General features: G+C 65.5%; 27 protein-coding genes and 1 pseudogene. 11 read left to right on the top strand and 17 right to left on the bottom strand.

Annotated elements, in window-relative coordinates:
- Positions 1–114: 114 nt before the first annotated feature.
- The 7 genes from ACPXYO_RS11630 (at position 115) to ACPXYO_RS11660 (ending at position 5566) form a co-directional block, all read left to right on the top strand.
- Positions 115–1245 (top strand): HNH endonuclease, encoded by a 1131-nt coding sequence (locus ACPXYO_RS11630; RefSeq protein ID WP_423920514.1) that lies wholly within the window; start codon positions 115–117, stop codon positions 1243–1245.
- A 93-nt stretch (positions 1246–1338) separates the two neighbouring features.
- Positions 1339–1980 carry a nitroreductase family protein gene (locus tag ACPXYO_RS11635; RefSeq protein ID WP_423920517.1) on the top strand — a complete coding sequence of 214 codons (642 nt, stop codon included), beginning with the start codon at positions 1339–1341 and terminating at the stop codon, positions 1978–1980.
- Positions 1981–2047: 67 nt separating this feature from the next.
- Positions 2048–3424: a hypothetical protein gene (locus ACPXYO_RS11640; RefSeq protein ID WP_423920520.1), complete on the top strand. Its 1377-nt coding sequence runs from the start codon at positions 2048–2050 to the stop codon at positions 3422–3424.
- A 134-nt stretch (positions 3425–3558) separates the two neighbouring features.
- A complete protein-coding gene (locus ACPXYO_RS11645; RefSeq protein ID WP_423920523.1) occupies positions 3559–3822 on the top strand; it encodes an AbrB/MazE/SpoVT family DNA-binding domain-containing protein in 264 nt (87 codons plus the stop codon).
- Positions 3819–4211 (top strand): PIN domain-containing protein, encoded by a 393-nt coding sequence (locus tag ACPXYO_RS11650; protein ID WP_423920526.1) that lies wholly within the window; start codon positions 3819–3821, stop codon positions 4209–4211. The genes ACPXYO_RS11645 and ACPXYO_RS11650 overlap by 4 nt, the downstream gene beginning before the upstream one ends.
- Positions 4212–4314: 103 nt before the next feature.
- Positions 4315–4536 carry a CopG family transcriptional regulator gene (locus ACPXYO_RS11655; RefSeq protein ID WP_423920529.1) on the top strand — a complete coding sequence of 74 codons (222 nt, stop codon included), beginning with the start codon at positions 4315–4317 and terminating at the stop codon, positions 4534–4536.
- A 223-nt stretch (positions 4537–4759) separates the two neighbouring features.
- Positions 4760–5566 carry a 2-keto-4-pentenoate hydratase gene (locus ACPXYO_RS11660; RefSeq protein ID WP_423920531.1) on the top strand — a complete coding sequence of 269 codons (807 nt, stop codon included), beginning with the start codon at positions 4760–4762 and terminating at the stop codon, positions 5564–5566.
- A gap of 75 nt (positions 5567–5641) precedes the next feature.
- Here ACPXYO_RS11660 and ACPXYO_RS11665 read toward each other — a convergent pair whose 3' ends face one another.
- The 3 genes from ACPXYO_RS11665 to ACPXYO_RS11675 all read right to left on the bottom strand — a co-directional run bounded on the left by ACPXYO_RS11665 (position 5642) and on the right by ACPXYO_RS11675 (position 7380).
- Positions 5642–6028 carry a RidA family protein gene (locus tag ACPXYO_RS11665; RefSeq protein WP_423920534.1) on the bottom strand — a complete coding sequence of 129 codons (387 nt, stop codon included), beginning with the start codon at positions 6026–6028 and terminating at the stop codon, positions 5642–5644.
- Positions 6029–6076: 48 nt separating this feature from the next.
- On the bottom strand, positions 6077–6364 hold the full coding sequence (locus ACPXYO_RS11670; RefSeq protein WP_423920536.1) for a DUF1330 domain-containing protein: 288 nt from the start codon (positions 6362–6364) through the stop codon (positions 6077–6079).
- Positions 6365–6456: 92 nt separating this feature from the next.
- On the bottom strand, positions 6457–7380 hold the full coding sequence (locus ACPXYO_RS11675; protein ID WP_423920539.1) for a TauD/TfdA dioxygenase family protein: 924 nt from the start codon (positions 7378–7380) through the stop codon (positions 6457–6459).
- A gap of 162 nt (positions 7381–7542) precedes the next feature.
- On the opposite strand from ACPXYO_RS11675, the gene ACPXYO_RS11680 reads away from it, so the two are divergent.
- A complete protein-coding gene (locus ACPXYO_RS11680; RefSeq protein WP_423920542.1) occupies positions 7543–8793 on the top strand; it encodes a mandelate racemase/muconate lactonizing enzyme family protein in 1251 nt (416 codons plus the stop codon).
- Entirely contained in the window at positions 8786–10351 is a 1566-nt protein-coding gene (locus ACPXYO_RS11685; RefSeq protein WP_423920545.1) for an MFS transporter, read from the top strand. Before ACPXYO_RS11680 ends, ACPXYO_RS11685 begins: the two co-directional genes overlap by 8 nt.
- Positions 10352–10386: 35 nt before the next feature.
- On the opposite strand, the gene ACPXYO_RS11690 is transcribed toward ACPXYO_RS11685, so the two are convergent.
- The 5 genes and pseudogenes from ACPXYO_RS11690 to ACPXYO_RS11710 form a co-directional block, all read right to left on the bottom strand.
- Complete coding sequence (locus tag ACPXYO_RS11690; RefSeq protein WP_423920548.1) at positions 10387–10809, bottom strand: DUF3237 domain-containing protein; 423 nt, start codon at positions 10807–10809, stop codon at positions 10387–10389.
- Positions 10810–10919: 110 nt separating this feature from the next.
- Positions 10920–11708, bottom strand: coding sequence for a maleylpyruvate isomerase family mycothiol-dependent enzyme (locus ACPXYO_RS11695; protein WP_423920551.1), 789 nt, complete (start codon positions 11706–11708; stop codon positions 10920–10922).
- 72 nt (positions 11709–11780) lie between these two features.
- Positions 11781–12658 (bottom strand): annotated as a pseudogene (locus ACPXYO_RS11700) (TIGR03619 family F420-dependent LLM class oxidoreductase).
- Entirely contained in the window at positions 12552–13001 is a 450-nt protein-coding gene (locus ACPXYO_RS11705; RefSeq protein ID WP_423920553.1) for a MaoC/PaaZ C-terminal domain-containing protein, read from the bottom strand. Before ACPXYO_RS11705 ends, ACPXYO_RS11700 begins: the two are co-directional and overlap by 107 nt.
- A gap of 22 nt (positions 13002–13023) precedes the next feature.
- The gene (locus tag ACPXYO_RS11710; protein ID WP_423920556.1) at positions 13024–13515 is read right to left on the bottom strand and encodes an FAS1-like dehydratase domain-containing protein; all 492 of its coding nucleotides are present in this window, start codon (positions 13513–13515) and stop codon (positions 13024–13026) included.
- Positions 13516–13635: 120 nt separating this feature from the next.
- On the opposite strand from ACPXYO_RS11710, the gene msrA reads away from it, so the two are divergent.
- Positions 13636–14220, top strand: a complete 585-nt coding sequence (gene msrA / locus ACPXYO_RS11715; RefSeq protein WP_423923822.1) for a peptide-methionine (S)-S-oxide reductase MsrA — start codon at positions 13636–13638, stop codon at positions 14218–14220.
- A gap of 55 nt (positions 14221–14275) precedes the next feature.
- Here the strand turns inward: msrA and ACPXYO_RS11720 are convergent, their stop codons facing one another.
- Positions 14276–15280, bottom strand: coding sequence for an LLM class F420-dependent oxidoreductase (locus tag ACPXYO_RS11720; RefSeq protein WP_423920559.1), 1005 nt, complete (start codon positions 15278–15280; stop codon positions 14276–14278).
- A gap of 174 nt (positions 15281–15454) precedes the next feature.
- Between ACPXYO_RS11720 and ACPXYO_RS11725 the strand changes: the two genes are divergently transcribed.
- Positions 15455–15679: a hypothetical protein gene (locus ACPXYO_RS11725; protein WP_423920561.1), complete on the top strand. Its 225-nt coding sequence runs from the start codon at positions 15455–15457 to the stop codon at positions 15677–15679.
- A gap of 7 nt (positions 15680–15686) precedes the next feature.
- Here ACPXYO_RS11725 and ACPXYO_RS11730 read toward each other — a convergent pair whose 3' ends face one another.
- The 8 genes from ACPXYO_RS11730 to coaA form a co-directional block, all read right to left on the bottom strand.
- The gene (locus ACPXYO_RS11730) at positions 15687–16217 is read right to left on the bottom strand and encodes a phosphatase PAP2 family protein (protein WP_423920564.1); all 531 of its coding nucleotides are present in this window, start codon (positions 16215–16217) and stop codon (positions 15687–15689) included.
- Entirely contained in the window at positions 16217–16618 is a 402-nt protein-coding gene (locus ACPXYO_RS11735) for a LysM peptidoglycan-binding domain-containing protein (RefSeq protein WP_423920567.1), read from the bottom strand. Before ACPXYO_RS11735 ends, ACPXYO_RS11730 begins: the two co-directional genes overlap by 1 nt.
- Before the next feature lie 47 nt (positions 16619–16665).
- Positions 16666–16977 carry a LysM peptidoglycan-binding domain-containing protein gene (locus ACPXYO_RS11740; RefSeq protein WP_423920570.1) on the bottom strand — a complete coding sequence of 104 codons (312 nt, stop codon included), beginning with the start codon at positions 16975–16977 and terminating at the stop codon, positions 16666–16668.
- A 21-nt stretch (positions 16978–16998) separates the two neighbouring features.
- On the bottom strand, positions 16999–18000 hold the full coding sequence (gene map, locus ACPXYO_RS11745) for a type I methionyl aminopeptidase (RefSeq protein WP_423920573.1): 1002 nt from the start codon (positions 17998–18000) through the stop codon (positions 16999–17001).
- A gap of 140 nt (positions 18001–18140) precedes the next feature.
- Entirely contained in the window at positions 18141–19385 is a 1245-nt protein-coding gene (locus ACPXYO_RS11750) for a CaiB/BaiF CoA transferase family protein (protein ID WP_423920576.1), read from the bottom strand.
- A gap of 29 nt (positions 19386–19414) precedes the next feature.
- Positions 19415–20212, bottom strand: coding sequence for an enoyl-CoA hydratase/isomerase family protein (locus tag ACPXYO_RS11755; protein ID WP_423920579.1), 798 nt, complete (start codon positions 20210–20212; stop codon positions 19415–19417).
- Positions 20213–20297: 85 nt separating this feature from the next.
- A complete protein-coding gene (locus ACPXYO_RS11760; RefSeq protein ID WP_423920581.1) occupies positions 20298–20756 on the bottom strand; it encodes an HIT family protein in 459 nt (152 codons plus the stop codon).
- A gap of 46 nt (positions 20757–20802) precedes the next feature.
- Complete coding sequence (gene coaA / locus ACPXYO_RS11765) at positions 20803–21750, bottom strand: type I pantothenate kinase (RefSeq protein ID WP_423920584.1); 948 nt, start codon at positions 21748–21750, stop codon at positions 20803–20805.

The raw sequence follows: 21750 nt of genomic DNA on the forward strand, positions 1-21750 counted from the left end.
GTGAGCGGGTCGGGACGCTGCGATGGCCATCTCGGTTGTGATTCGGTCCGCGAGCGATTGAGCCGTGACTGCTTTGCACTAGGCCGTCCCGATGCTGAAGCTACGGTCGCTTAGGTGAGTTCTTCGAATTCCGGTCGTTCAGAACGGTTGGACCCAATTCAGGGCGTGCTGGAAGTCCTTGACCGAGCTTCGATGACCGGTACCAACAAGCTTGGTCTGCTGCTCACCTTGCTCGACTTGGCTCCGACGCTCGACAGCAATGCTCCCATAATCAGCCGAACCGCAATGGCGGAGCGCTACCTCGATATCCACTGGGAGCACGCCCGCCCCTTCGGAGGCGTCACGCTGCGCCAGAGTTCGGCGCGCAAATCGCGTGCCGACGGCACAACTGCCGATGACACGACCGTCATGCAGGAGGTCCACCGACTGAGAAAACTGCTAACAGACCGCAAACGGGGAGATCTCCGGGACAATCCACTCGGCATCGTCAGGCTTCGGGTTGAAGACGCCGAGTGGAACTCGGAGTGGGAGGAAGCGGTGGAGACGGCGCTTGCACGCGTCCGGGCAGCCTTGTTGAAGAACCCCGTGCGCCTGCTTCAGCAGCTGCCGGGTGATCCCGAACCGTTCCTGTATCACGTGACATCGGACAAGACGGGGTTCATGCTGCTTCCAGGCGTCGCAGAGAGCCTCACAAGGTTCGCGGGTGTCTTACGCCCCCTGGTCGAGTTCAGATTCGCTCAGGCAGTCGTGAGGATCAACCACGAGACGCTCAATCTGCCTGTCGACGATGTCCATTCCCACTTGTTCGGCCGTGACCGGATCATGCCGCCCCCCAAGATGCGTGAACAGCTCGGTCAGATTCAACAGGGGCGCTGCATCTACTCGGGTGATTCGTTGCCGACATCCAGCGGATCGTTGGACCATGTAGTGCCTTGGTCGCGAGCACGCCTGTCGCAAATCGAGAACTTCCTCATGACCACACCGAGCGTCAACAGCAAGAAGGCGGGCTCGCTGCTCGCACCTGCCGCGGTGGAACGATGGCTACGTCACGTCGACTCGAAGTCCGGGGAGATTCAGGAATGTGCACAAGACCACAATTGGCTGGCGGACTTCGACAGCGTCCGCCGAGTGGCACGCCACATCTATGAATCACTTGATGCAACAACCGGCGTTTGGCACTTCGAATACGGGATTCAGCCGCTCGGACGCCAAGGCAAGCGCTATGTGCTCGGATTGCTGCAGTAGTTCTGCTTTGTCGACTCGCCGCTGCCCGTGACGCGACGGGCGGTGGGTACTGTTGCGCCGTCACCCGCGTGTCCCGAGCAAGCGAGGAAACCCATGGAACTTGGCGAGGCAGCACTCACGTCGATGACGACGAGGTACTTCACGACCGACCCGGTGTCGGACGAGACGCTGGAGCGTGCGTTCGACTATGCGCGTCATGCGCCCCAGGGCGGCAACCGCCAGCCGGTGCGCTTCATCGTGGTGCGCGATGCCGACAAGAAGCGTCAGCTTCAGGAGTGGTACCTGGAGCCGTGGAAGGCCTACCTGGCGCTGGCTCGCTCCGGCGACATCGAGATTGTCGGGGACAAGGCGAAGCGTCTGCTGGACAGCGCTGACTACTTCGCCGAGCACTTCGCAGAGGTGCCCATCATCGTCGTGGCCTGCGGCTACATCGACGGGGTGCATCCCACCGACACCGAGCTGGGACGCCTCAGCATCGTCGGCGGAGGCTCGATTTACCCGGCCGTGCAGAACTTCCTGCTCGGGTGCCGCGAGGCCGGTCTCGGCACCGCCCTCACGACGCTGCTGTGCATGTACGAGCCGCAGGTCGCGGAGATGCTCGACATTCCCGAGGGCGTGGCCACCGCGGCCCACATCGCCGTCGGCTACCGGTCCACCCCCTTCCCGCGCAAGCTCGACCGGCTGCCGCTCTCGGAGATCGTCTTCGACGAGACCTGGGGCGAGTCGAACTACTAGCTGGCTCACAAGTCACCACGGGTGCCGCTGGCGCGAACGCGAAATACTTCGGGGTTCGGCTGAATAGATGGCTGCATCGCACCGCAACATCACTGAAGACGAGTTGCGCGCTCGCCTCTCAGATGAGCTCCAGTCGCTCGGACGGGCTGGGCTGTCCGAGGACGAGGCGTTCCTCATCGCGGCCAAGCGTCTTGCGGCGACTGATGCGGAAGTACGCGCGCTGGCGAGGGAGCACTTCGCGGGGCTTTGGGATGATGCCGAGCCGGTACCAGAAGACAGTGCGGCCACAGCCTTGCCACCCGAGCCTGTCATTGAGCCGGCCAACCGGTCCGACGAAGGCGCGCCGACAACCGACGAACTTGCTCGTGGGCGGCGGGGTTTCTGGATCATGGCTGCTTTCGCCGGCGTGGCTGGGGTGGCGGTACGGCTGCCGGAAGCATTCGGGGTCGGGCTGACTGACTCTGACGACAGCATCTTCTATGCACGAAACATCGGCCTGTTCGTGCTGGCTGCGTTGGCGGGCTGGTTTGTGTGGGCGCGGCGTCCGCACAAGTGGTGCGTCGTTGCGATGGGTGCGGTCTTCGCCGCTTCGGCGGCGGTCGTGAATGCGTATCCGTTCGACGAGGGCGGATCGACCGACATCCTGGCGATAGCCCACCTGCCGGCACTGCTGTGGCTCGTCGTGGGCGTCGCGCACACCGGTGGCGACTGGCGGTCGTCGGCACGGCGCATGGACTACGTGCGCTTCACCGGAGAGTGGGTCGTCTACTACGTGCTCATTGCGCTGGGAGGAGCGGTGTTCAGCGCCTTGACGGTCGGCGTGTTTGTCGCCCTTGATGTCGACACCGGGTGGATGACCGAGTGGGTAATGGTTGCTGGGTCTGCCGCTGCGGTCGTCGTCACCGCTTGGCTGGTCGAGTTCTGGGCGGGCGCCGTCCCGAAGATCGCCTCGATGCTGGCGCAAGTCTTCACGCCGCTCTTCGCAGCAATGCTCCTCATCTTCCTGGTTGCCGTGGCTGCCAGCGGTCGAAGCATCGAGAACGACCGGGACGTGCTCATCCTGTTCAACGTGCTGCTGGGCCTCGTCGTGGGCCTGCTGCTGTTCTCGGCTGCCGCGCGGCCCGCCGACTCCCGACCGGGCGTCTTCGATCTCGCTTCGGCAGTGCTTGCGACAGCGGGTTTGGTCACCAGCGTGCTCACGCTCGTCGCCATTGTGGGGCGCATTGCGGACTTCGGCTGGAGTCCTAACCGAACCGCGATCGCAGGCATGAATCTCATCCTCCTCGTGAATCTGGCTGGCAGCGTGTGGCTGTACTTCCGACTCTGGCGACGGCACGGACCGTTTGCGAACATCGTGCGCTGGCAGACGGCCCACTTCGGCATCTACGCCGCATGGGCTGCTGTGGTCGTCGTGGCTTTTCCGCCGATCTTCGGCTTCGCCTGAGCCGCAGCGCTGTCGCCATGTGAAATTCATTGGATGTATCTGAATCAGCGCGATATGACGTGCAGATGTCGCAGGCCGATGCACTGGTCCCGAGTAAGATTTCCTTACTTTCTGACGAAGGTAAGGAAACAGGCATGGATGTCATGGCCCGGGTCACCTCCAAGGGGCAGGTGACGATTCCCAAGAGAGTCCGTGAAGCGCTCGGCATCGGCCCGGGCGATGCCGTGCTGTTCAAGGTCGAGTCTGAGCGGGCGGTCATGAAGCGCATTCCCGATCTCATCGAACTCGCAGGAAGCGTCGAAGTGCCCTTGTCGAAGCGCAACACGCCGTGGGAAGAGGTGCTTGCGGAAGCGCATGAAGCGTGGGCGCGTGAGGCAATGGATATCGACGAGTCGTGACGGCGTTCGTTGACACCAACGTCCTCGTCCGTCAACTCACTGGCAGCCCGCCCGATGCCGCGGCCGCCTCCGCAAGGCTGCTGGCGTCCGGAGAGACACTGTTGCTGCCGGATTTGATCTTGGCCGAGACCATTTATGTTCTCCAGTCGTTCTATGCCATGCCGCGCGTTCGCGTGGCCGAGTTGGCTCAGGGTGTCTTGGCCACTGGAGCTGTTCACGTGGAGGATCCGACGCTGTTGTCCCGCTCCATTGAGGTTTACGAGGCCTACCGTCTGAGCTTCGCGGATGCCTACCTCGTGGCCTGTGCGGAGATAACCGGCATCGGCAGGATTGCCTCGTTCGATCGTGGTATCGACCGGGTGCGAACCGTCGAGCGGGTTGAGCCGTAGGCACGATCTTCTTGCCGCCGACGATACTTGACGGGTTGTCACCGACGCTGCCGTCCCAATTGGCACGCGCCAACGTGCGATGTCGTGATGTCATGATCTTGCGATGCGGGTAACGCTGGACCTGGATGACGACGTGCTGACGGTGGCCCGTTCGCTGGCCCAGGAGCGGGGCATCTCGATCGGAGCTGCGATGTCGGAACTGGCCCGCCGCGGATGCCTGCAAGGCCCGCCCACGGCTGCACCTGGCGTGCCCGGATTCGAAGTTGAGGCCGACAGCGGTCCGATGACGCCGGAGATGGTTCGTGCTGCGAGCGAGAACTGGTGACGGAGTCGGCGGCGCTGTATCTGATCAATGCAACGTCCGACAGACTCAGCGCCGTCTACTTGTCATTCTTGCCATCTCGTATCCGTCATTTCTTGGCACTCACCGCCGGTCGAAGCACGCGGGTGCGCCGTGGAAACGCTGCGCGCTACGGCGGCTCAGCCTCTATCTTCGGCGGCGGGCTGGTGACCAGAGGCGCTCGGATGCCTCAGGCGGGGAGCACGACATGGCGATGACCGACGAGCAGCGGCGCGAGGCCGCTGCGGCACTGCTTCATGCCGAGAACACCCGCGAGTGGATCGATCCGATCACTGACACGTACCCGGGTGCCGACATCGAGGACGCCTATGCCATCGGCCAGTACGTGACCGATGCGAAGGTGGCGGCGGGGCGGGTCATCAAGGGACACAAGGTGGGGCTGACCTCGAAGGCCATGCGCTCGACCAGCGGCGCCACCGAGCCCGACTTCGGCACGCTGTTTGACAACTGGTTCCTCGATGAGGGTTCGATCGTGCCGGCGTCAATCCTGAACGTGCCGCTGGTGGAGATCGAGATCGTCTTCGTGCTGAAGTCGGACCTGGGCGGGCCCAGCACCAACGCCATCGATGTGATGCGCGCCACCGACTTCATCCTGCCTGCCATCGAGGTGGTGGACCGGCGCTACAACCGGCGCAGCACGCAGGCTGGCGTGGTGGACAGCATCGCTGATGCTGCCTCGTGCGGGTTCATCATCGTCGGCGGCCGTCCGACCAAGCTGACCGACGTCGACATCCGGCACATCGGCGGCGCGCTCTATCTGAATGGCGACCTGGAAGAGTCGGGCACCGCAGCGGCCGTCATGGGCAATCCGCTCAACTCCGTGGCCTGGCTGGCCCGCAAGCTCAGCGAATTCGGCGTGACCATGTCGGCAGGCCACGCGATCCTGTCGGGCTCGTTCATACGCGCCCGCACGATTCGCCCCGGCGACGCCATCGTCGCCGACTTCGGCCCCCTCGGGCAGATCAGCTTCGGGGTGGGGCAGCCCGAAGCCTGAGACTCAGCGGCGTCGGAGACGCCGAAGCCTGAGATTCAGCGGGGTCGGGCAGCCCGAAGCCTGAGACTCAGCAGCTCAGTCTTCGACGTAGGCCACGAAGTCGCAGGCGATCTGATTGGGCCCGCCGCCTTCCACCTTCATGCAGTAGCGCGCCGGCCGCGAATCCGGGTCGGGGAAGCGCTCAACCCATGGCCCGTTCAGCGCCTGTCGGGATACCGCCGGGTCGGTGACGTAGAACGACATCTTCACCATGTCGTCCCAGGTGGCGCCGGCGCCCTCAAGCATCTGGCCGACGTGGGTGAACAGGTTGTCGATCCGCTCTTCGAGGGTGTCGGGGACGTCCCGCGTTCCCGGATTGGTCGGCGGCGTGATGCTGCTCATCACGAGCGGTCCGACACGGGTCGCTGCGGGTATCGGATTGGTGTGCTGGAAGCTCTCGATCTCAATCGATTTGCGGCTCATGGTTGGTTGCTCCTCTGTGCTGATTGCTTGCTTGGTGTATTGAGGGGGCTAGGCGCCCTCGACGGCGACCATCTGGAACTCGGCAGCACCCGCTCGCACCGCCCGGGCTTGGACGTACAACTCTGAGTCGTAGAACGCCTTGGCCGAGTCGATGTCGGGGAATTCCAACACAACCAGGCGGCGGTCTTCGATGGGACCTTCGAGCGTCACCGACTCGCCGCCGCGCACGATGAACTTCCCCCCGTGGGCGGCCGCCGCTCCCGGCGACAGCTTCTTGTATTCCTCGTATTGGGCCGGATCGGTGACGTTGATCCGCGTGATGACGTAGGCAGCCACAGTGCTCCTTTGGGTACAGGTGCCGGGGTGGACTCGCTAGCCGACTGTGTTGTTGCGCCGGCTGCTAGCCGAATGTGTCGTTGCGCCGGCTGCTAGCCGACCGAGTTGAGGATGGCGTCGCGGCCGTGCTTGAACCCAGCACTCTCAGCCGTGTGGTTGAGCGCCAGCTCGGATTCGAGCTCGCCGGCGATGCGCGAGTGCCACATCTTGCGGGGCTGGGACATATCGAACGGCACGCCCTGGTGCATGAGCCGCCGGTTGTCCCAGATGACCGCCTCGCCCTCTGTCCACGCATGCTGGTACGTGCGCGGCAGCTGGCAAGCCTCGCGGTTGAGGCGGTCGAGCAGTGCCACGGACTTGTCCGGGTCCATGCCCACGATGTCGTGAGCGTGCCGACCGATCAGCAGATTTGGCCGACCCGTGTCGGGGTGATACTTCACCATCGGCCGGACCGAGATGTCCAAGTCGTGGTAGCCGTACATGCCGTAGGTGCCGTCGTCCTTCTTCTCGGGCAGCAAGCCCGCCCGGCCCTGGCTGTAGTAGAGCGAATGGTGTGCCTCCAGCGTGTGCACCAGCTCACGGTCCTCATCGGACAGGACCTCATACGCAGCCCGCATATCGGCCCAGCCGGTGTCAGCCCCGCCTGCGGGGACGAGCTCGGCGGTGAATACGGCGCCCTTGGCCTGCAGCGGCATGTAGGTGCTGTCGTGATGCCAGCCCCAGTTTCCCTTCAGCGACTTCACGAGTTCGTCGGCGGGCTCGTAGTGGACTTGGCCGTCCTTGCCGACGTTCGAGATTGGCGCCGCGTTGAATTCCAGATTGCCGAACCGCATCGCGAATGCGTCCTGCTCGTCGTTGGTCAGGAACTGGCCCGAAAAGATCAGCAGTGCGTATTCCAACCACGTCTCGTGCAACGCTTCGAAGGTGACATCGTCGATGGACCGCAGCTCGATGTCGTGCACCCACGCACCAAACGAGGCATCGACCGGTTCGATGTTCAGCGTGACAGCCGTCATGGCCGGATCGTACCACCGGACCCAAAGTGGCTTCAGAGTGGCGATTCGGCCGTACGAAGCCGGTTCGCATCAGCCGACAGTGCGTCGGCTATCTGGCGAGCGCGCCGCGGGCAGGCAAGACTCACCCGGGCCGCTAACCCCGAGCACCCAAAGGAGCAGTCCATGGTTGATGTCGCATCGAGCAGGGGTTCCGCCGACCGGGGGACGGCGGTCGAGCGCATCGAGACGCTGTCGTGCGACGCGGCGTGGCGCAACTACTACTTCTTGAAGATCACCACCGCCGACGGCGTCGTCGGCTGGGCCGAATACGACGAGGGCTTCTCCTCGCCTGGCCTCACCACCGCAATCGAAGCTCTGGCACCGCTGGTCATCGGCCGATCAGTCTTCGATCACGAGCCCATCTACCAGTACCTCTTTGCCCGTACCCGCCAGGCGGCGAGCGGCATCATCGGCGAAGCCATCGGTGCCATCGAGAATGCGCTGCTCGACGCCAAGGCCCGCAACTTGGGCGTGCCCTGCTACGACCTGCTGGGCGGCAAGGTGCGAGACCGCATCCGTGTGTACTGGTCGCACTGTGGGACCTGGCGCATCAACCTCCCGCACATCTACGGCAACCGCATCACCGACCTCGACGGCGTGCGGGCGCTCGGCGCCGAGGTTGCCGAGCGAGGCTTCACGGCGCTCAAGACGAACATCTTCCGCCAGACGCCCGATGGGCTGCGCGGCTGGCTGCCGGGTTTCGGCACGCCATTCGCGCCCGAGTTGAACGTGTCGCGCCAGCTCATCGACGAGATCCGGGCGACCCTGCAGGCATTCCGGGACGGCGCCGGCGACGACATGGACATCCTGCTCGACCTGAACTTCAACGCCCGCACCGAGGGCTACGCCCGCATCGTGCGCGAACTGGCCGATTTCGGGCTGTTCTGGATTGAGATCGACTCCGACCATCCCGACGCCATGGCGCACATCCGCTCGAAGGCGGGCTGCACCATCAGCGGGGGAGAGTCGCTGTTCGGAGTGCGCGAGCTATACCCGTACCTGCAAGCCGGATCGCTCGACGTGCCGATCATCGACGGCATCTGGAACGGCTTCTGGCAGTCCTCCAAGATGGCCGCAATGGCCGACGGCATGGGCCACAGCGTCGCCCCGCACAACTTCTACGGGCACCTCGCCACCATGATGAACGTGCACTGGGCAGCGGCTACACCCAACATCATCATCATGGAGACCGACATCGACCGGATTCCGTGGGACGACGAGATCGTCACCGTCGCGCCGAACTATGTCGACGGTCACCTGGTGCTGGGAGACGCGCCCGGCTGGGGAACCGAGCCCATCGAAGAGGCTCTTGCAGCGCATCCTCCTCGGCTCAGCGGCCTGCGCGAGCGCCGTCCCCCGGCGGGCGATGACTGAGGACACGGCACCAACGACCAGCAACGCACCAGAGGTCTTCCGACTCCGATTTGCTGACGGCGCGCCGCGCCTGACGCCGAGCGCAGGCTCAGCTCACGCGGGCGAAGCCATCCGGCCGCGCATCGGACGCGTCACGCCAGCGCGCCCCCCGCTGGCACCGAGCTCACAACCCGAGACACATACCGCCGAGCGTGTCTCAAGTCGAGCACGGCTTGCGCTCGCCACCGGCTCGCTGGCGTTCGTGCTCGGCGCCGTCAACGTCACGGTGACGAACGTTGCGTTCCCCGACATCGTGCGGGCCTTTCCGGGCAACTCCGGGGCGGTCACCGGTTGGATCGTGAGCGGCTACGCGATCGCATTCGCTTCCACCATCATCGTGGGCGGCCGTCTCGCCGATCGCTATGGCCGCCTCGTGGTGTTCCGGATCGGCGTGCTGGGCCTGTTCGTGTCGTCGATTGCAGCAGGGCTGGCGCCCGGCATCGAGCTGCTTCTCGTTGCCCGTGTGGTGCAGGGGCTGTGCGGGGCGCTGACAGTGCCTTCCTCACTTGCGCTCGTGCTGCCGCAGTTTCCCGCGGCGCGCCAAGCGAGCGTCATCGGAATCTGGGCTTCGGCGGGCATGGCGGCGTCGGGCTTGGCACCGGGCATGGCTGCGGGAATCCTGGAAATCGCGAACTGGCGCTGGGTGTACCTCGCAATTGCGCCGATCGCTGCGCTGGCCTTCCTGGGTTCCCTGTGGTTTCTCCGAGAGACAGCGGAGCCTGACCGCAGCCGGCCGCTGGACCTGCTGGGCGTCGCGATGGGGAGCAGCGCGGTGTTCCTGATCGTGCTGGCAACCTTGCAGGGTCGCCACTGGGGATGGGGATCGGCCAGCACGCTGGCATGTTTTGTCGGTGCCGCGGTGCTGCTGCCGCTGTTCCTCTGGCGCTCAGCCGGCCACGACGAGCCGCTGTTCGATCCGCGGCTCTTCCGAGTTCGCAGCTTCGCCGTCGCCAACATGGCGGTGTCGTTGGCGATGGTCGGAGCCTTCACGAGCTGGTTCCTGTGGCCGCAGTACCTGGTGGGGGTCTGGGACTACAGCCTGTGGGCCGTCGGCCTGGCGTTTACCCCGGCGCCGATCATCTCGGCGGTTGTGGCGGTGCTCGGCGGCCGCTGGGCCGACAAGCACGGATTTCGTGGGATGATGGCCTTGGCGTCGGTCATCGCCACCGGCGGCCATCTCTGGCTGCTGTTCTTCCTTGACGAAAACGTGCGTTTCTGGTTTGCGTTTTTCCCCGCAACCGTGTTCTTCGGCCTGGGGATGGGCGTGTTGGCCAGCCACCTGAACTCCGCAGCGCTCGCGGATATCGAGCCGGCCTCCATCGCGACCGCGAACGGCGTGCATCAATCGCTGCGGTACAGCGTCGGGGGCATCGGCGTGGCTGTGTCCATCGCAGTGCTGGGCGGCGCCCACGAGGTGCACCTCTACAACTGGCTATGGCTGCTGCTCGGTGGCCTGCAAGCGCTCTGCATCCCGCTCATGGGATTTGCCTACCCCCGCAAGCACCCGGCAGCGGCCTAAGCGACGCTGCCGCCCGCCGTTTCTAGCTCCGCTGGCTACAGCAGCTCGTAGACCTCGTAGACGAGCTTGCCTTCGGGAAACGAACCGATGCCGATCGCCTGGATCTTGTTCATCCAGGCGTAGTCGCCGTCCATCGACGCCTGGAACGTCGGCGCGGATCGGGGCGTGCCGTCGTCTGTGATCTTCCCCTGGTACTCCATCAAGATGTCAGCGTCGTCGTCGGTGCGGATGGAAATGCGCACGTCGAGATGCATGGATCCGTCGGCCCAGCGGTACAGCCAGTCGCCAGACGGGCCGATGATCGAGCCATTGATGCGCTCGCCGGTGACGGTGCCGCTGTCGACCGAGACAATCATGCGACTGCCGGCCGGACCGCCCTTGATGCGGGCTGCGCTGGACATGTCGGCGTCGATGGCCATGGTGAACAGGTGCCGTACCGGCAGTGAAGTCTCGGGCATTGGAATGCTCCTTGCTTGTCGAAATTGAGGGCTTGTCGAAATGGGGTTGTCGGTTGAGAAATGGATGATGCGGCGGCTGCAACCGCCGCTGATTGCTGTGAGCTACCGAGCTACATGGTGAAACGCAGACTGCGGGCAGCGTGGGCGCCGATTTCGGCGTCTCCCGACCAGCTCACGAGTCCCGCAGCGATGGGGACCTCAGGATCGATGCGACCGCAAGTGAGATCCATGAACGCCATCGAGTCGCAGTGCAAGGTGACGGTCGGATCCTCGACATGGTCGACCTCGCCAGCGCGGCCATCGACCGCGACGTAGATGTCGCGTTCGACGGCGCCCGTGATCTCGAAGTGCATGGAGGCGCCGTCGGGCAAGCCGACCCGCTTGCCGGTGATGTAACCGATCGACAGGTGCACCTCGTTCAGCGCCATCTCGGCTGTCGGTCCGCTGTTGTCGGTCGGCAGCCCCAACGGTGTGCGGCAGTCGCGCTCGTGCATCCAGTGGTCGAACTCCCGGATCGCCATGAAGCGGCCGTACGTTGCCGGGCCGACTGGCGTGATCGATCCGCGGTCGAAGACCTCATCGTCGAGCGCTTCGAGTTGTGCAGCACGCCCGGCCCACACCTCGGTTGCCAATTCGGCCAGGTCGGGCCCGCTCATGGCCATGGCGGCTGAGATGTACCCCGCTATGTCGCCGAACGGTGGCGGCGTCTCGACCGATTCAGGCAGCCAGCCCGACAGCGCCTGTTCCACCGAGACTTGGTGGGCCAGCACGCCGTGGACCGTCCAGTCCGGGCAGTGCGACTGCACGTCCCACTGGTCGCCCTCAAGCGAGCCGTACAGCTCGTTGCAGCTTGCCCAGCAGGCCTTGAGGTTGTCGATGATGAGTTGCGGCTGGCTCATGAGGTCCGTCCCGTGATGTGTTGTCCGTGTTGGTGATCGAGAGAGTCGTATTCGAGGGAGTAGCCCATGTGCTCAGTCGACCTCGGCTCGGATGCGTTCGAGGATCTCGCCCAGCCGCTCGATCATGGCATCCACCGAGCGCGCACCGGATTGGAAGATCGCCGTGACGTTCACCGAAGCCCAGTCGAAGCCCATTGCAGCGACGATGGCGGCACGCTCGCCGATCGCGTCCAAGTCCTTGTAGAAGCCCTTGTCGGCGTCGGTGCGCGGCGGCGGGGCCAGCATCAGCTGCATGCCGATGGACGCGGGATCTCGGCCGAAGTCCTCTTCGGCTCGACGGCGAATTTCTGCCATGCACTCGAGCGCTCGCTCGTCGCTGACGCCAGACGCCATCCAGCCGTCGCCTTTCTGGGCGGTCCGGCGCAGCGCGGCTGGGCTGTCGCCGCCGATCCACAGCGGGATCCCAGCGCCCTGTGGCGAAACGGGCTCCATTCCCATGTCGTAGCTGTTGTAGTGCTCGCCGGAGAACTCGATGCGACCGCCAGTCCAGTAGGTCCGCATGAGGTCAATCGCCTCGTCCATGCGTTTGCCACGCGTGCCGAAGTCCTCCCCAGAGCGTCGTACTCGGAGTCCTGCCAGCCCACGCCGATGCCGAGCCGCACGCGCCCGCCCGACAGCGTGTCCAGCGTCGAGATCTGCTTCGCCACCAGCACGGGCTGACGTTGAGGCAGCACCAGCACTTCGGTGGACAACGACACCCGCTGGGGTCCTTCCCGAAAGACGATCGACGGGAAGTCGACGGCGATCTTCATGCGTGGTTGTTCTCCGGCTCGGGCCCTGTGCTCAATCGGGATCAGGGGGCAGGCGGACCCTAGCTGTCGCCGGCATGAGCAGCCTTCCGTCGGAGGTGTGTTCGGCGATCTCCAACTCCACGACGCCCGACTGGGCATCCACCGCGGTCACCGTGCCCGAATACACCAGTTCTTCGCCCGCGAGCGCGCTGGCGCGGTTCTGCCAGGTGACGTTCTCGAGGCGTGCCTGCGGTCCGGCCCAGTCGGTCACATACTGCGTGAGCCATGCGCCCTGCAGGGGACCGTGCACGAGGATGTCTTCGTACCCTTCGAAGCGGGCGTAGTCGCGGTCGTAGTGGATGCGATGCGGATTGTGGCTCGCCGCGCTGTACAGGAAGAGCTGCGCCTCGTCGGGGAACTTGAAGATCGTCGGCAGTTCGTCTCCGACGCTGAGGTCCCCAAGACGGGCCGTTGCGTTGAGATCGTTGTCGAGTGTGCTCATGGTGCAATCCGGATTGTCTGTGTCATCGGGCGATGCCGATCAGGCGGGAACGGGCGACTTCGTCGCCGAACTGGTTGACGAAGGTCGTCTCGCGAACTTGCCGGACGAAGGGCCCCTTGCGTCCCTCCTTCTGGTCAAGCGCAGCGAGCCGGGTGACGGCGGTGATCTCATCGCCGATGCAGACCGGCTCGATGAAGTCCCATTCCTCGCCGCCGAACATCATCCGATTGACCAGCAGCCGCACGCCGGTGCCATCGCGGTACAGGCCGTCCGTGCGCAGGTCTGATGCGGTTTGCGGCTGCATCACCGCATGGGTGACGTAGGTGGGCGGTGCCGCCAATGTCCGGTACCCGGCAGCTTGGGCTGCAGCTTCGTCGAAGTAGATGGGATTCTCGTCGCCGACGGCGTAGGCATAGCGCTGCGCTTCCCGGCGGTCGATGACCACGGTGACCGGCCCCGACAGCACCTCGCCTACGCGAGCCAGCGACTCGGCTGGAATCAGCGACTCGCTCATGTTCCTGACACTAGGTCGCTAGCGTTTGAGGCGCAGCAGGAGGAAGCCAGCGTGGCGTTGTGGTCGAGGAAGCTGGAGATACCGGACGCCGAGAGGGCGCTGCCCGGGCGCAGCCAGACGATGCCGGTGGACCCAGCGCACGTCGTGCTCGGAACGCCGATGACGCCGCCATTCCCCGAGGGGTTCGGGCACCTCGTGGTCGGCATGGGCTGTTTCTGGGGCGCCGAGCGCATCTTCTGGCAGCTGCCCGGCGTGTACACCACAGCCGTGGGCTACGCCGGCGGCACAACGCCGAATCCCAGCTACGAAGAGGTGTGCTCGGGTCTGACCGGCCACACCGAAGCCGTGCTGGCTGTCTTCGATCCAGCCATCACCAGCTATGAGGCCATGCTGAAGGCGTTCTGGGAGGGTCATGACCCCACGCAGGGCATGCGGCAGGGCAACGACATCGGCACCCAGTACCGATCGGGCATATACGTGGCGGACGAAGACGAGTTGGCGCGCGCCACCTCGTCGCGGGACATGTTCCAAGCGGTGCTCGACCGTGCCGGACTGGGCCCCATTACCACCGAGATCTGCCTGGCCGGGCCCTTCTATTACGCCGAGGACTATCACCAGCAGTACCTGCACAAGATCCCGTGGGGTTACTGCGGCTTGGGCAGCACCGGCCAGACCTGCCCGGTCGGGGTCGCAACCGCCGACTGAGCGGCTGAGAGGCCGGGTGGCTTCGCGGCCGAGAGGCCGGGCGCCCGGTCGACCGTCAATCGAACGCGTTGGCGAACGCTTCCATTGTCTCGTCGGCCACAGCGCGCCTGTCCTCACCCCACGGCAGCGGCATCAGGACCGGGTGCTCCACGCCGGCGTCGACATAGGTCCGGGCGAACTCGCCGATCTCCGCTGGCGAACCGATGAAGTCGATCGCCTGGATCATCTCGTTCGAGATCGCTGCCAGCGCGCCTTCGCGATCCCGCTCGGACTGGCGAGCGCGGGCTTCGTCCACTTCGTCGCCGAAGCCGGCCGCACGAAAAGCGTTGGCGTAGCCGTCGGCCATCGCGTAGTTGAGCAAGTCGCGCTGGGCTGAACGCGCCGAGCGTTCCAGGTCGCCCGCGGCGGCGTGCACATAGCAGATGATCTGCGCGTCGCCGCCGGCGCGTACATCCGACACTGCCGCGGGAACATGAGATGCCGGCAGGTAGTTGAGCAGCACCCCGTCCGCCACCTCTCCCGCCAGGCGCAGCATCTGCGGGTTCAGCGCCGCCAGCACGATCTTCGGGCGGCGTTCGCCCAGCCGCACTCCGAGACGGAAGCGGCGGACTTGCCAGAAGTCGCCCTCGAATGTGACCGGCTCCCCGCTCATGCACTCGCGCAGCAGCGCCACGTACTCACGCATCATCGCAATGGGCCGATCCGTCGGCGACTCGCCGTGCTGGCGGAGGATGCCGGGTGCCGACACACCCAGGCCGACGAGCACATCGCGATCGTCGCTGAGCGACTGCAGCGTGGCGGCCGTCATGGCCACGAGCGTCGGGGCGCGCAGCTGCACCGGAATGATGCCGGTGGCCAGATCGAGACCTGGGGCGGCGTGCGCGACGGCGCCAAGCATGGAGAAAGCGTCGGTTCCGGTGGCTTCGACCGTCCAGATTGATGAGTAGCCATGGGCTTGCGCGGACTGGGCGATGTCGACGATGGCAGCCGGACCCAGCACTCCCAGGCTGCCGAACGTCACGCCCAGGGGCGGTCGCCCTCGTGGTTCAGTCGTGCTCATGGCGGCGCACCGTACCCGCCTCCCGAGCGGGCCGCCGAGTGCCTGAGGGCCGCTTGGAGCAGTTGTGTGACGTGTTGGTGAACTGACGGTGCCGGGCGTCAGGTGCGAGATAGGGTGAGGAACACAACCGGCAGCGACGCCTTATCAGGCGCCGAGCGCGGGGAGGGAGCCGAGATGACCGAGACAACCGAACCGACTCGGACTGCTGAGCCCCAGATCATTTCCGACGCGCTCGAAGTCATCGACAGCGCACTGGGAGACTTCTTCCAACGCGAGCTGGTCTCGTCGGGCGAGATCACCGATGTGCTCCTCGATGTGCGCACGCTGCTGCGTCGTGGTGATGAGGCTGCAGCGGTGGCTGCCATCTCCAAGAGCGACCAAGACGTCGCTCGGGCCTGATCCCCGCTCAGCGCCGCATCAGCCGAGCGGCAACGCGCCCGACTACCTCGCCGACAAGCGCCCCGGCAATGACGTCACTCGCATGATGCAGGCGTACGTGGATGCGTGATGTGGCCACGATGGTGGCGAGCAGTCGATAGAGCGGTCCCAGCCGAGACCGGCGCGACAGCACGGCTGCAGCGCAGAACGCAGCCGAGGCGTGCCCCGACGGGAAGCTGGACGTGATGGGCTGCCGCAACCGATGGTTTGTGGGGTTCTCGGCGGCCGTACCAGGCCTGCGCCGGGCAAACAGCCGCTTGATGCCCTGATTCACGACCAACGATTCGAGCGCCATCAGCGCGCTGAACCGCAGTGCATCGGAGGCCTCCCGGCGTGGCCCCAGGGCCCGAATTGCACCCAGCACGTGCCACAGCTGGCTGAACTCGCCGACGTCTGAGGCGCCGTACATGACGCGGTCAACCCACTTGCGGCCACGTAGGACTTCCCACCATCGGTCGACGGCATCGTCGAAGCGCGCAATCTGTCGTGCTGCGTTCATCACCCAGATCCCGGGGCTGTGACGGGCGGCGCCGTGGTCGTCGGCAGCAGCGGCGGAAGGATCGGGTCGGTGGCGGGTGCGATCGTGAGCGCCGGCCCGGCGTTCGGATGGGCCGGCGGCGGGATCAGCAGGATCTGACCGACGAAGATCTTGGTCGGATCGGCAATGTTGTTCACGCGCACGAGATCGTTGAGGTGAATGCCGTGCCGGTCCGCGATCTGAATCAGCGTGTCACCACGCACGACGGTGTACGGCGTCAGCAGTTTCGGCTCTGTCGTCGTCGTTGCCGGTATCGCCGGCGTGGGAACTGTCGTGGCGGAGACCTCCGTGCGCGGCTCGCCCGGCAGGAGGGTGCAACCGCTCGTCATGCCGGCAGCGCCAAGCGCGAGAGCCACCGCCATCACGCCTCGTCGCCCTGCTGTGAGAACACCACGCGCCTCCCTCACGGTCAGTTGTCGGCACCGACCACTGTCGGCGGGATGACGAGCTGCTCGCCGATCCGCAGCAACGTGTCTTCCTTGCCGTTCTCTTCCATGAGCGCCTGCACCGAGACGCCGAAGCCGTTGGCGATCTTGCTGAGCGTGTCGCCCGGCTGGACCACGTAGATCCGGCGTTGCGGAGGCGGCGGCGCAATTGTCGTGGTCGTGAGCTGGGGACGCAATGTCGTGAGCACGGGAAGCGTCGTCGGGATCGGTTCGGCGTCGGGCTCTGAGGCACAACCCGTGGCGAGCATCACCGCCGCGCACGCAGCTACTGCCACGGCACGCAACCGCCCCATCGCTCAGCCGGCCCGTACGGCCAAAGTGCTGAGCTGCCGGGGCCAGTTGCCCGGTTCGAGCCGAGCGGCGAGATCTCCGGCCATGAAGGGCTGTGGCTCGTCGTCGGCCACGGTCAGCAACTCGGCACCGCTGGCAGTGACCACCACCGTGTGCTCGAACTGGGCCGTTCGACTGCGGTCCGCGGTCATGGCGGTCCAGCCGTCGGGCCACAGCTGGGCGCGTGGCGTGCCCATTGTGATCATCGGCTCCACGGTGAAGGTCAAGCCTTCAACCAGCTCGGTGCGTGCGCCCGGGTCGTAGTAGTGGGGGATGTTGGGCAGCCGGTGGAAGATCTGCCCGATTCCGTGCCCGACGAACTCGCGCACCACGCCGTACCCCGCAGCTTCGGCATGGCTCGCAATGGCACGGCCGATGTCGCACACCTGGGCTCCGGGCCCTACGGCGGCGATGCCGTGATACATGGCTTCGCGAGTCACCTCCACAAGCCGTCGAGACTCAGTGCCGACATCGCCCACCAAGAACGTCTCGGAGTGATCTCCGTGGACGCCCCCGACGAAGATCGTGACGTCGCAGTTCACGATGTCGCCGTCGCGCAGAGGTCGATCGTCGGGGATTCCGTGGCAGATGATCTCGTTGACCGAGGTGCACAGCGACTTCGGGAAACCGTTGTAGTTGAGCGGGCTCGGGTAACCGCCCTCGGCGATGCAGGTCTCGTGGCACACCTCGTCGAGATGTTCACCGGTGACGCCTGGTGCAACTTCGGCCGCCACGGCCGCCAGCACACGTCGCGCAGCCGAGCCCGCCGATCGCATTGCCTCGATCGTGGCGCTGTCCGAGGGCTCGATGGCGTTCGTGGCCGTTGGGGACCTGCCACTTCGCGCATAGGGCGGCGCTTCGATATGTGCAGGCACCGCTCTGCGCGGCGAGACACGGCCGGCGCACACCGGCTCGAATCCTGAGGGTCTCATGCGCGCCGCTGGCACCCGACGCTTGCGCCTGCCCATTGTGGTCACGCTACCCGTGAGCCGGTGGTACTTCGCGAGCGCGCCATCAGGGCTGCGTTTGTCGAACTGAGCGCCCGCCTGCTCGGCGAGATCGGCGAGCGCTGTGTCAATGGTCCTCGACGAGATAGCCGAGCGCTGTGTCAATGGTCCTCGGCGAGATCGCCGAGTACTTCGTCGTTGTGTTCGCCGAGCTTTGGTGCGCGGCGGTAGATGCCGGGCGGCGTGGCACTCATGCGAATCGGCGGGGCGATCTGCACGATCGGCCGCCCGACCGGCTGGTCGACCGCCACCAGCATGTCGCGAGCGGCCACATGGGGGTCCTCGAACAGGTCGCCGGGGTGATTCACCGGCCCGCAGGGCACCTTGCCGCCGATCGCAGCGAGCACTTCGGCCTTGGTGTGCGACGCGGCCCACTCCGTCAGCGCGCTGATGATTTCCTCTCGATGGTGGAACCTCGCGCGCAGCGTGCGGGTCTCTTCTGCCCAGGCCCACTCGGGCCGCCCGATGGCGACCGCCAGTTCGCGCCAGTGGTTGTCGGTGGGCGCGCCGATGGCAACTGCGCCATCAGTCGTCTCGAAGACATCGAACGGCACGATGTACTGATTGCGGTTCCCGCTGGGCGGCGTGTCGGGCTGGCCCATCACGCTGTAGCGGGTGACACCGACTTCGCAGAGGGCCATCACCGCATCCACCATCGACACGTCCACGAACTGGCCCTCACCGGTCCGCTGTGCGTGGAAGAGCGCCGCGAGCACCCCCATGGCGCCGATCGTGCCTGGGTAGGTGTCGCCGATGTAGGGACCGACCACGTGGCGGTCATCGGGGCCGCTGCCAGTGGCGGAGACCATGCCTGACATGGCCTGGGCCACGACGTCGTACGCGGGCCAGTCCACGTAGGGGCTCTCACCCGATCGCGGGTCGCCGAAGCCGCGAATCGCGCCGTACACGAGCCGCGGGTTGCGCTCGTGGAGCACTTCCCAGCCCACGCCGAGCGCATCCATCACCCCGGCGCGCATGTTCTCGACCAGCGCGTCGGCACTGTCGACGAGCTGCAGGAACTTCTCGCGGTCGCCGTGGTCGGTGAGATCGAGCGCGACGCCGCGCTTGTTGCGGTTGTAGTTGGCGAACCCGGCGCCGAAATTCCGCTCGGAGTCCTCACGGGTGAACGGTGCCATCTTGCGGGCAAGCTCTCCCCGCGGCGGCTCCACCTTGATGACGTCGGCGCCCAGGTCGGCCAGCATCATCGTGGACCACGGCCCGGCAAGGGCGTGGGTGCAGTCGATGATGCGCACCCCTTGAAGCGGACCTGAGTTGTGGGCAGCCATCGGGGCAACCCGCTCGTGTGCGGTCAGGTGATCGCTGTCGGGTGGGTCCAGCAGTGCCATGTTGTCGTCCCTGCGGTGCCGCGCTGCGATCAGGCGAAGTTCGGGCGGCGCTTCTCGACGATTGCGGCGTGTCCCTCTCGAACGTCGGACCCCGTGAAGCCCAGCATCTCCAGGGCCGCAGACGTGTCGAAGATCGGTCCCGCCATCCGCATCCAGTTGTTGAGGCTGTACTTCGTCCAACGAATGGCGCTCTGGCTGCCCTTGGCCAGCTTGCGAGCGACGGCGAAGGCCTCGTCGACCACCGCATCGTCATCTACAGCCTTGCTGACGAGGCCCATGGCATCGGCCTCTTCGCCGGTGATGGTGTCGCAGGTCAGCAGGTAGTACTTCGACTTGGCCATTCCGCACAGAATCGGCCACACGATCGCCGCATGGTCGCCCGCGGCCACGCCGAGCTTGGTGTGCCCGTCCACGATCCGCGCGCTGCGACCGGCAATGGAGATGTCGGCCATGAGTGCCGCCGCGAGGCCGGCTCCGACCGCCACGCCCTCGATCGCCGACACGATGATCTTGGAGCAGTTGATCATGTTGTAGACGATGTCTCTCGCCTCGCGCAGGGCCCTCTGGCGCGTCTCGAAATCGTCCATGATCTCCTGGATCATGTCCAGGTCGCCGCCGGCGGAAAATGTGCCGCCCGCTCCCCGGATTACCGCCACCCTCGTGTCGGGATCGGTGTCGACCTCCCGCCACACATCGGCCAGCGCCAAGTGTTTCGGCGCGTCGACTGAGTTCAGACGACCCGGCGTGTCGATCACGATCTCGAGCACGCCGTCGTCGTCGGGGCCCGTGATCTGGAGCGCGGAAAAGGATGCGTAACGGTCGTTCATGAAGGCTGACGCTAGTTCCCTTCCGCAGCAGTCGCCCGGGGTTGCGAGCGGTGATGAAGCGGACTCGCAGCGATGTTGATGCGCCCTAATTCTCTGGGGTGGCAGTCAACCGGGGCTGCGAGTCCGCTGCGCTGAGCATCCGGTAGGCCGATTCGATCTCGCCTGCCGGTGCGAAGATCCGCTCCCACGGGTGCAGCAGCCGGTCGCGTCCATAACGGGGAATGACGTGGACGTGGAAGTGAAACTGCGTCTGGTCTGCTGCGGCACCGTTGTTGTTCAGCAGGTTCACGCCCGCGGGCGCCAGCCGCTCGCGCACCAGGTCCGCCACCCGCCGCACTGCGCGCATTACCTGCGCGGCATCGTCATCAGTGAGATCCCAGACGTCGGTGACGTGCCGGCGGGGAATGACGAGGCAGTGACCGACGGTCATCGGCAGGCGGTCCATGAACGCCACTGCGTGCTCGTCCTCGTAGAAGCGCAACGCCGGGATATCGCCAGCCGCAATCGAACAGAAGGCGCAGCCCGGCATCCGGTCCGCAGCCATTTGATCAGGGGTAGTAGAGCTCACCGAGGGACCGGATCGCAGCCGTCTAGTGATACCGGAGCTCGACGTGGTCGACGACGTGGTCGTGGCCCTTCGCCAGCACCAGGTCGGCCCGAGCGCGCGTCGGAAGAATGTTCTCGCGCAGGTTCACGAGGTTGATCGAACGCCAGATCGTGCGAGCGACGGCGTCAGCAGCTGACGGCGGCAGCTCGGCAAACTGCGCGAAGTACGCAGACTGCTCACGGAAAACCGTCTTGCGCAGCTGCTGAAAGCGCTCGACGTACCACTCCTCAAGGTCTTCGGCCTCGGCGTCAACGTAGATGGTGAAGTCGAAGAAGTCCGAGACGAACGGCGTGTTCGACGGCGGACCGGTCTGGAGAACGTTCAGACCCTCGACGATGAGGATGTCTGGCTGGTTGATGAGCTGGACCTCATTGGTGACGTCGTACAGGCTGTGCGAGTACACGGGCGCGGCAACGTCGGGTTCTCCGCTGGAGATCCGCTGGAGGAAGTCCCGTATCTCGCCACGGCGGTATGACTCCGGGAAGCCCTTGCGCCCAAGAATGCCGCGCGCGGTCAGTTCGGCATTGGGCAACAGGAACCCGTCCGTGGTGACCAGATCCACTTCGGGATGGTCCGGCCACGAGGCCAGGACGGCTTGCAGGATGCGTGCAGTGGTGCTCTTGCCCGCAGACACGCTGCCGCCGATGCCGATGAGGTAGGGCCTCGGCGGCAACACCCTTCCGAAGAAGCCCTCGGTAGCGGCGCGGAGGTGGCGCTTGGTCGCAACCCGCAGATTCATCAGGCGCGACAGCGGCAGATAGATGTCCTTCACCATGTCAAGCGTCACCGGCTCGACGAGACCGGCCAGTGCCTCGAGTTCAGCCTCCGTCAGCGACAACGGCGTGGCATCTCGCAGCTTCGCCCACTGCTCGCGGGTGAACCTGCAATGCCGATCATCGAAGCCCGGCTCGAGCGTTGCGCCGTCCGTCAC

The organism is Candidatus Poriferisodalis sp. (genome assembly GCF_965237655.1).
Taxonomy (GTDB): Bacteria; Actinomycetota; Acidimicrobiia; order Acidimicrobiales; family Poriferisodalaceae; genus Poriferisodalis.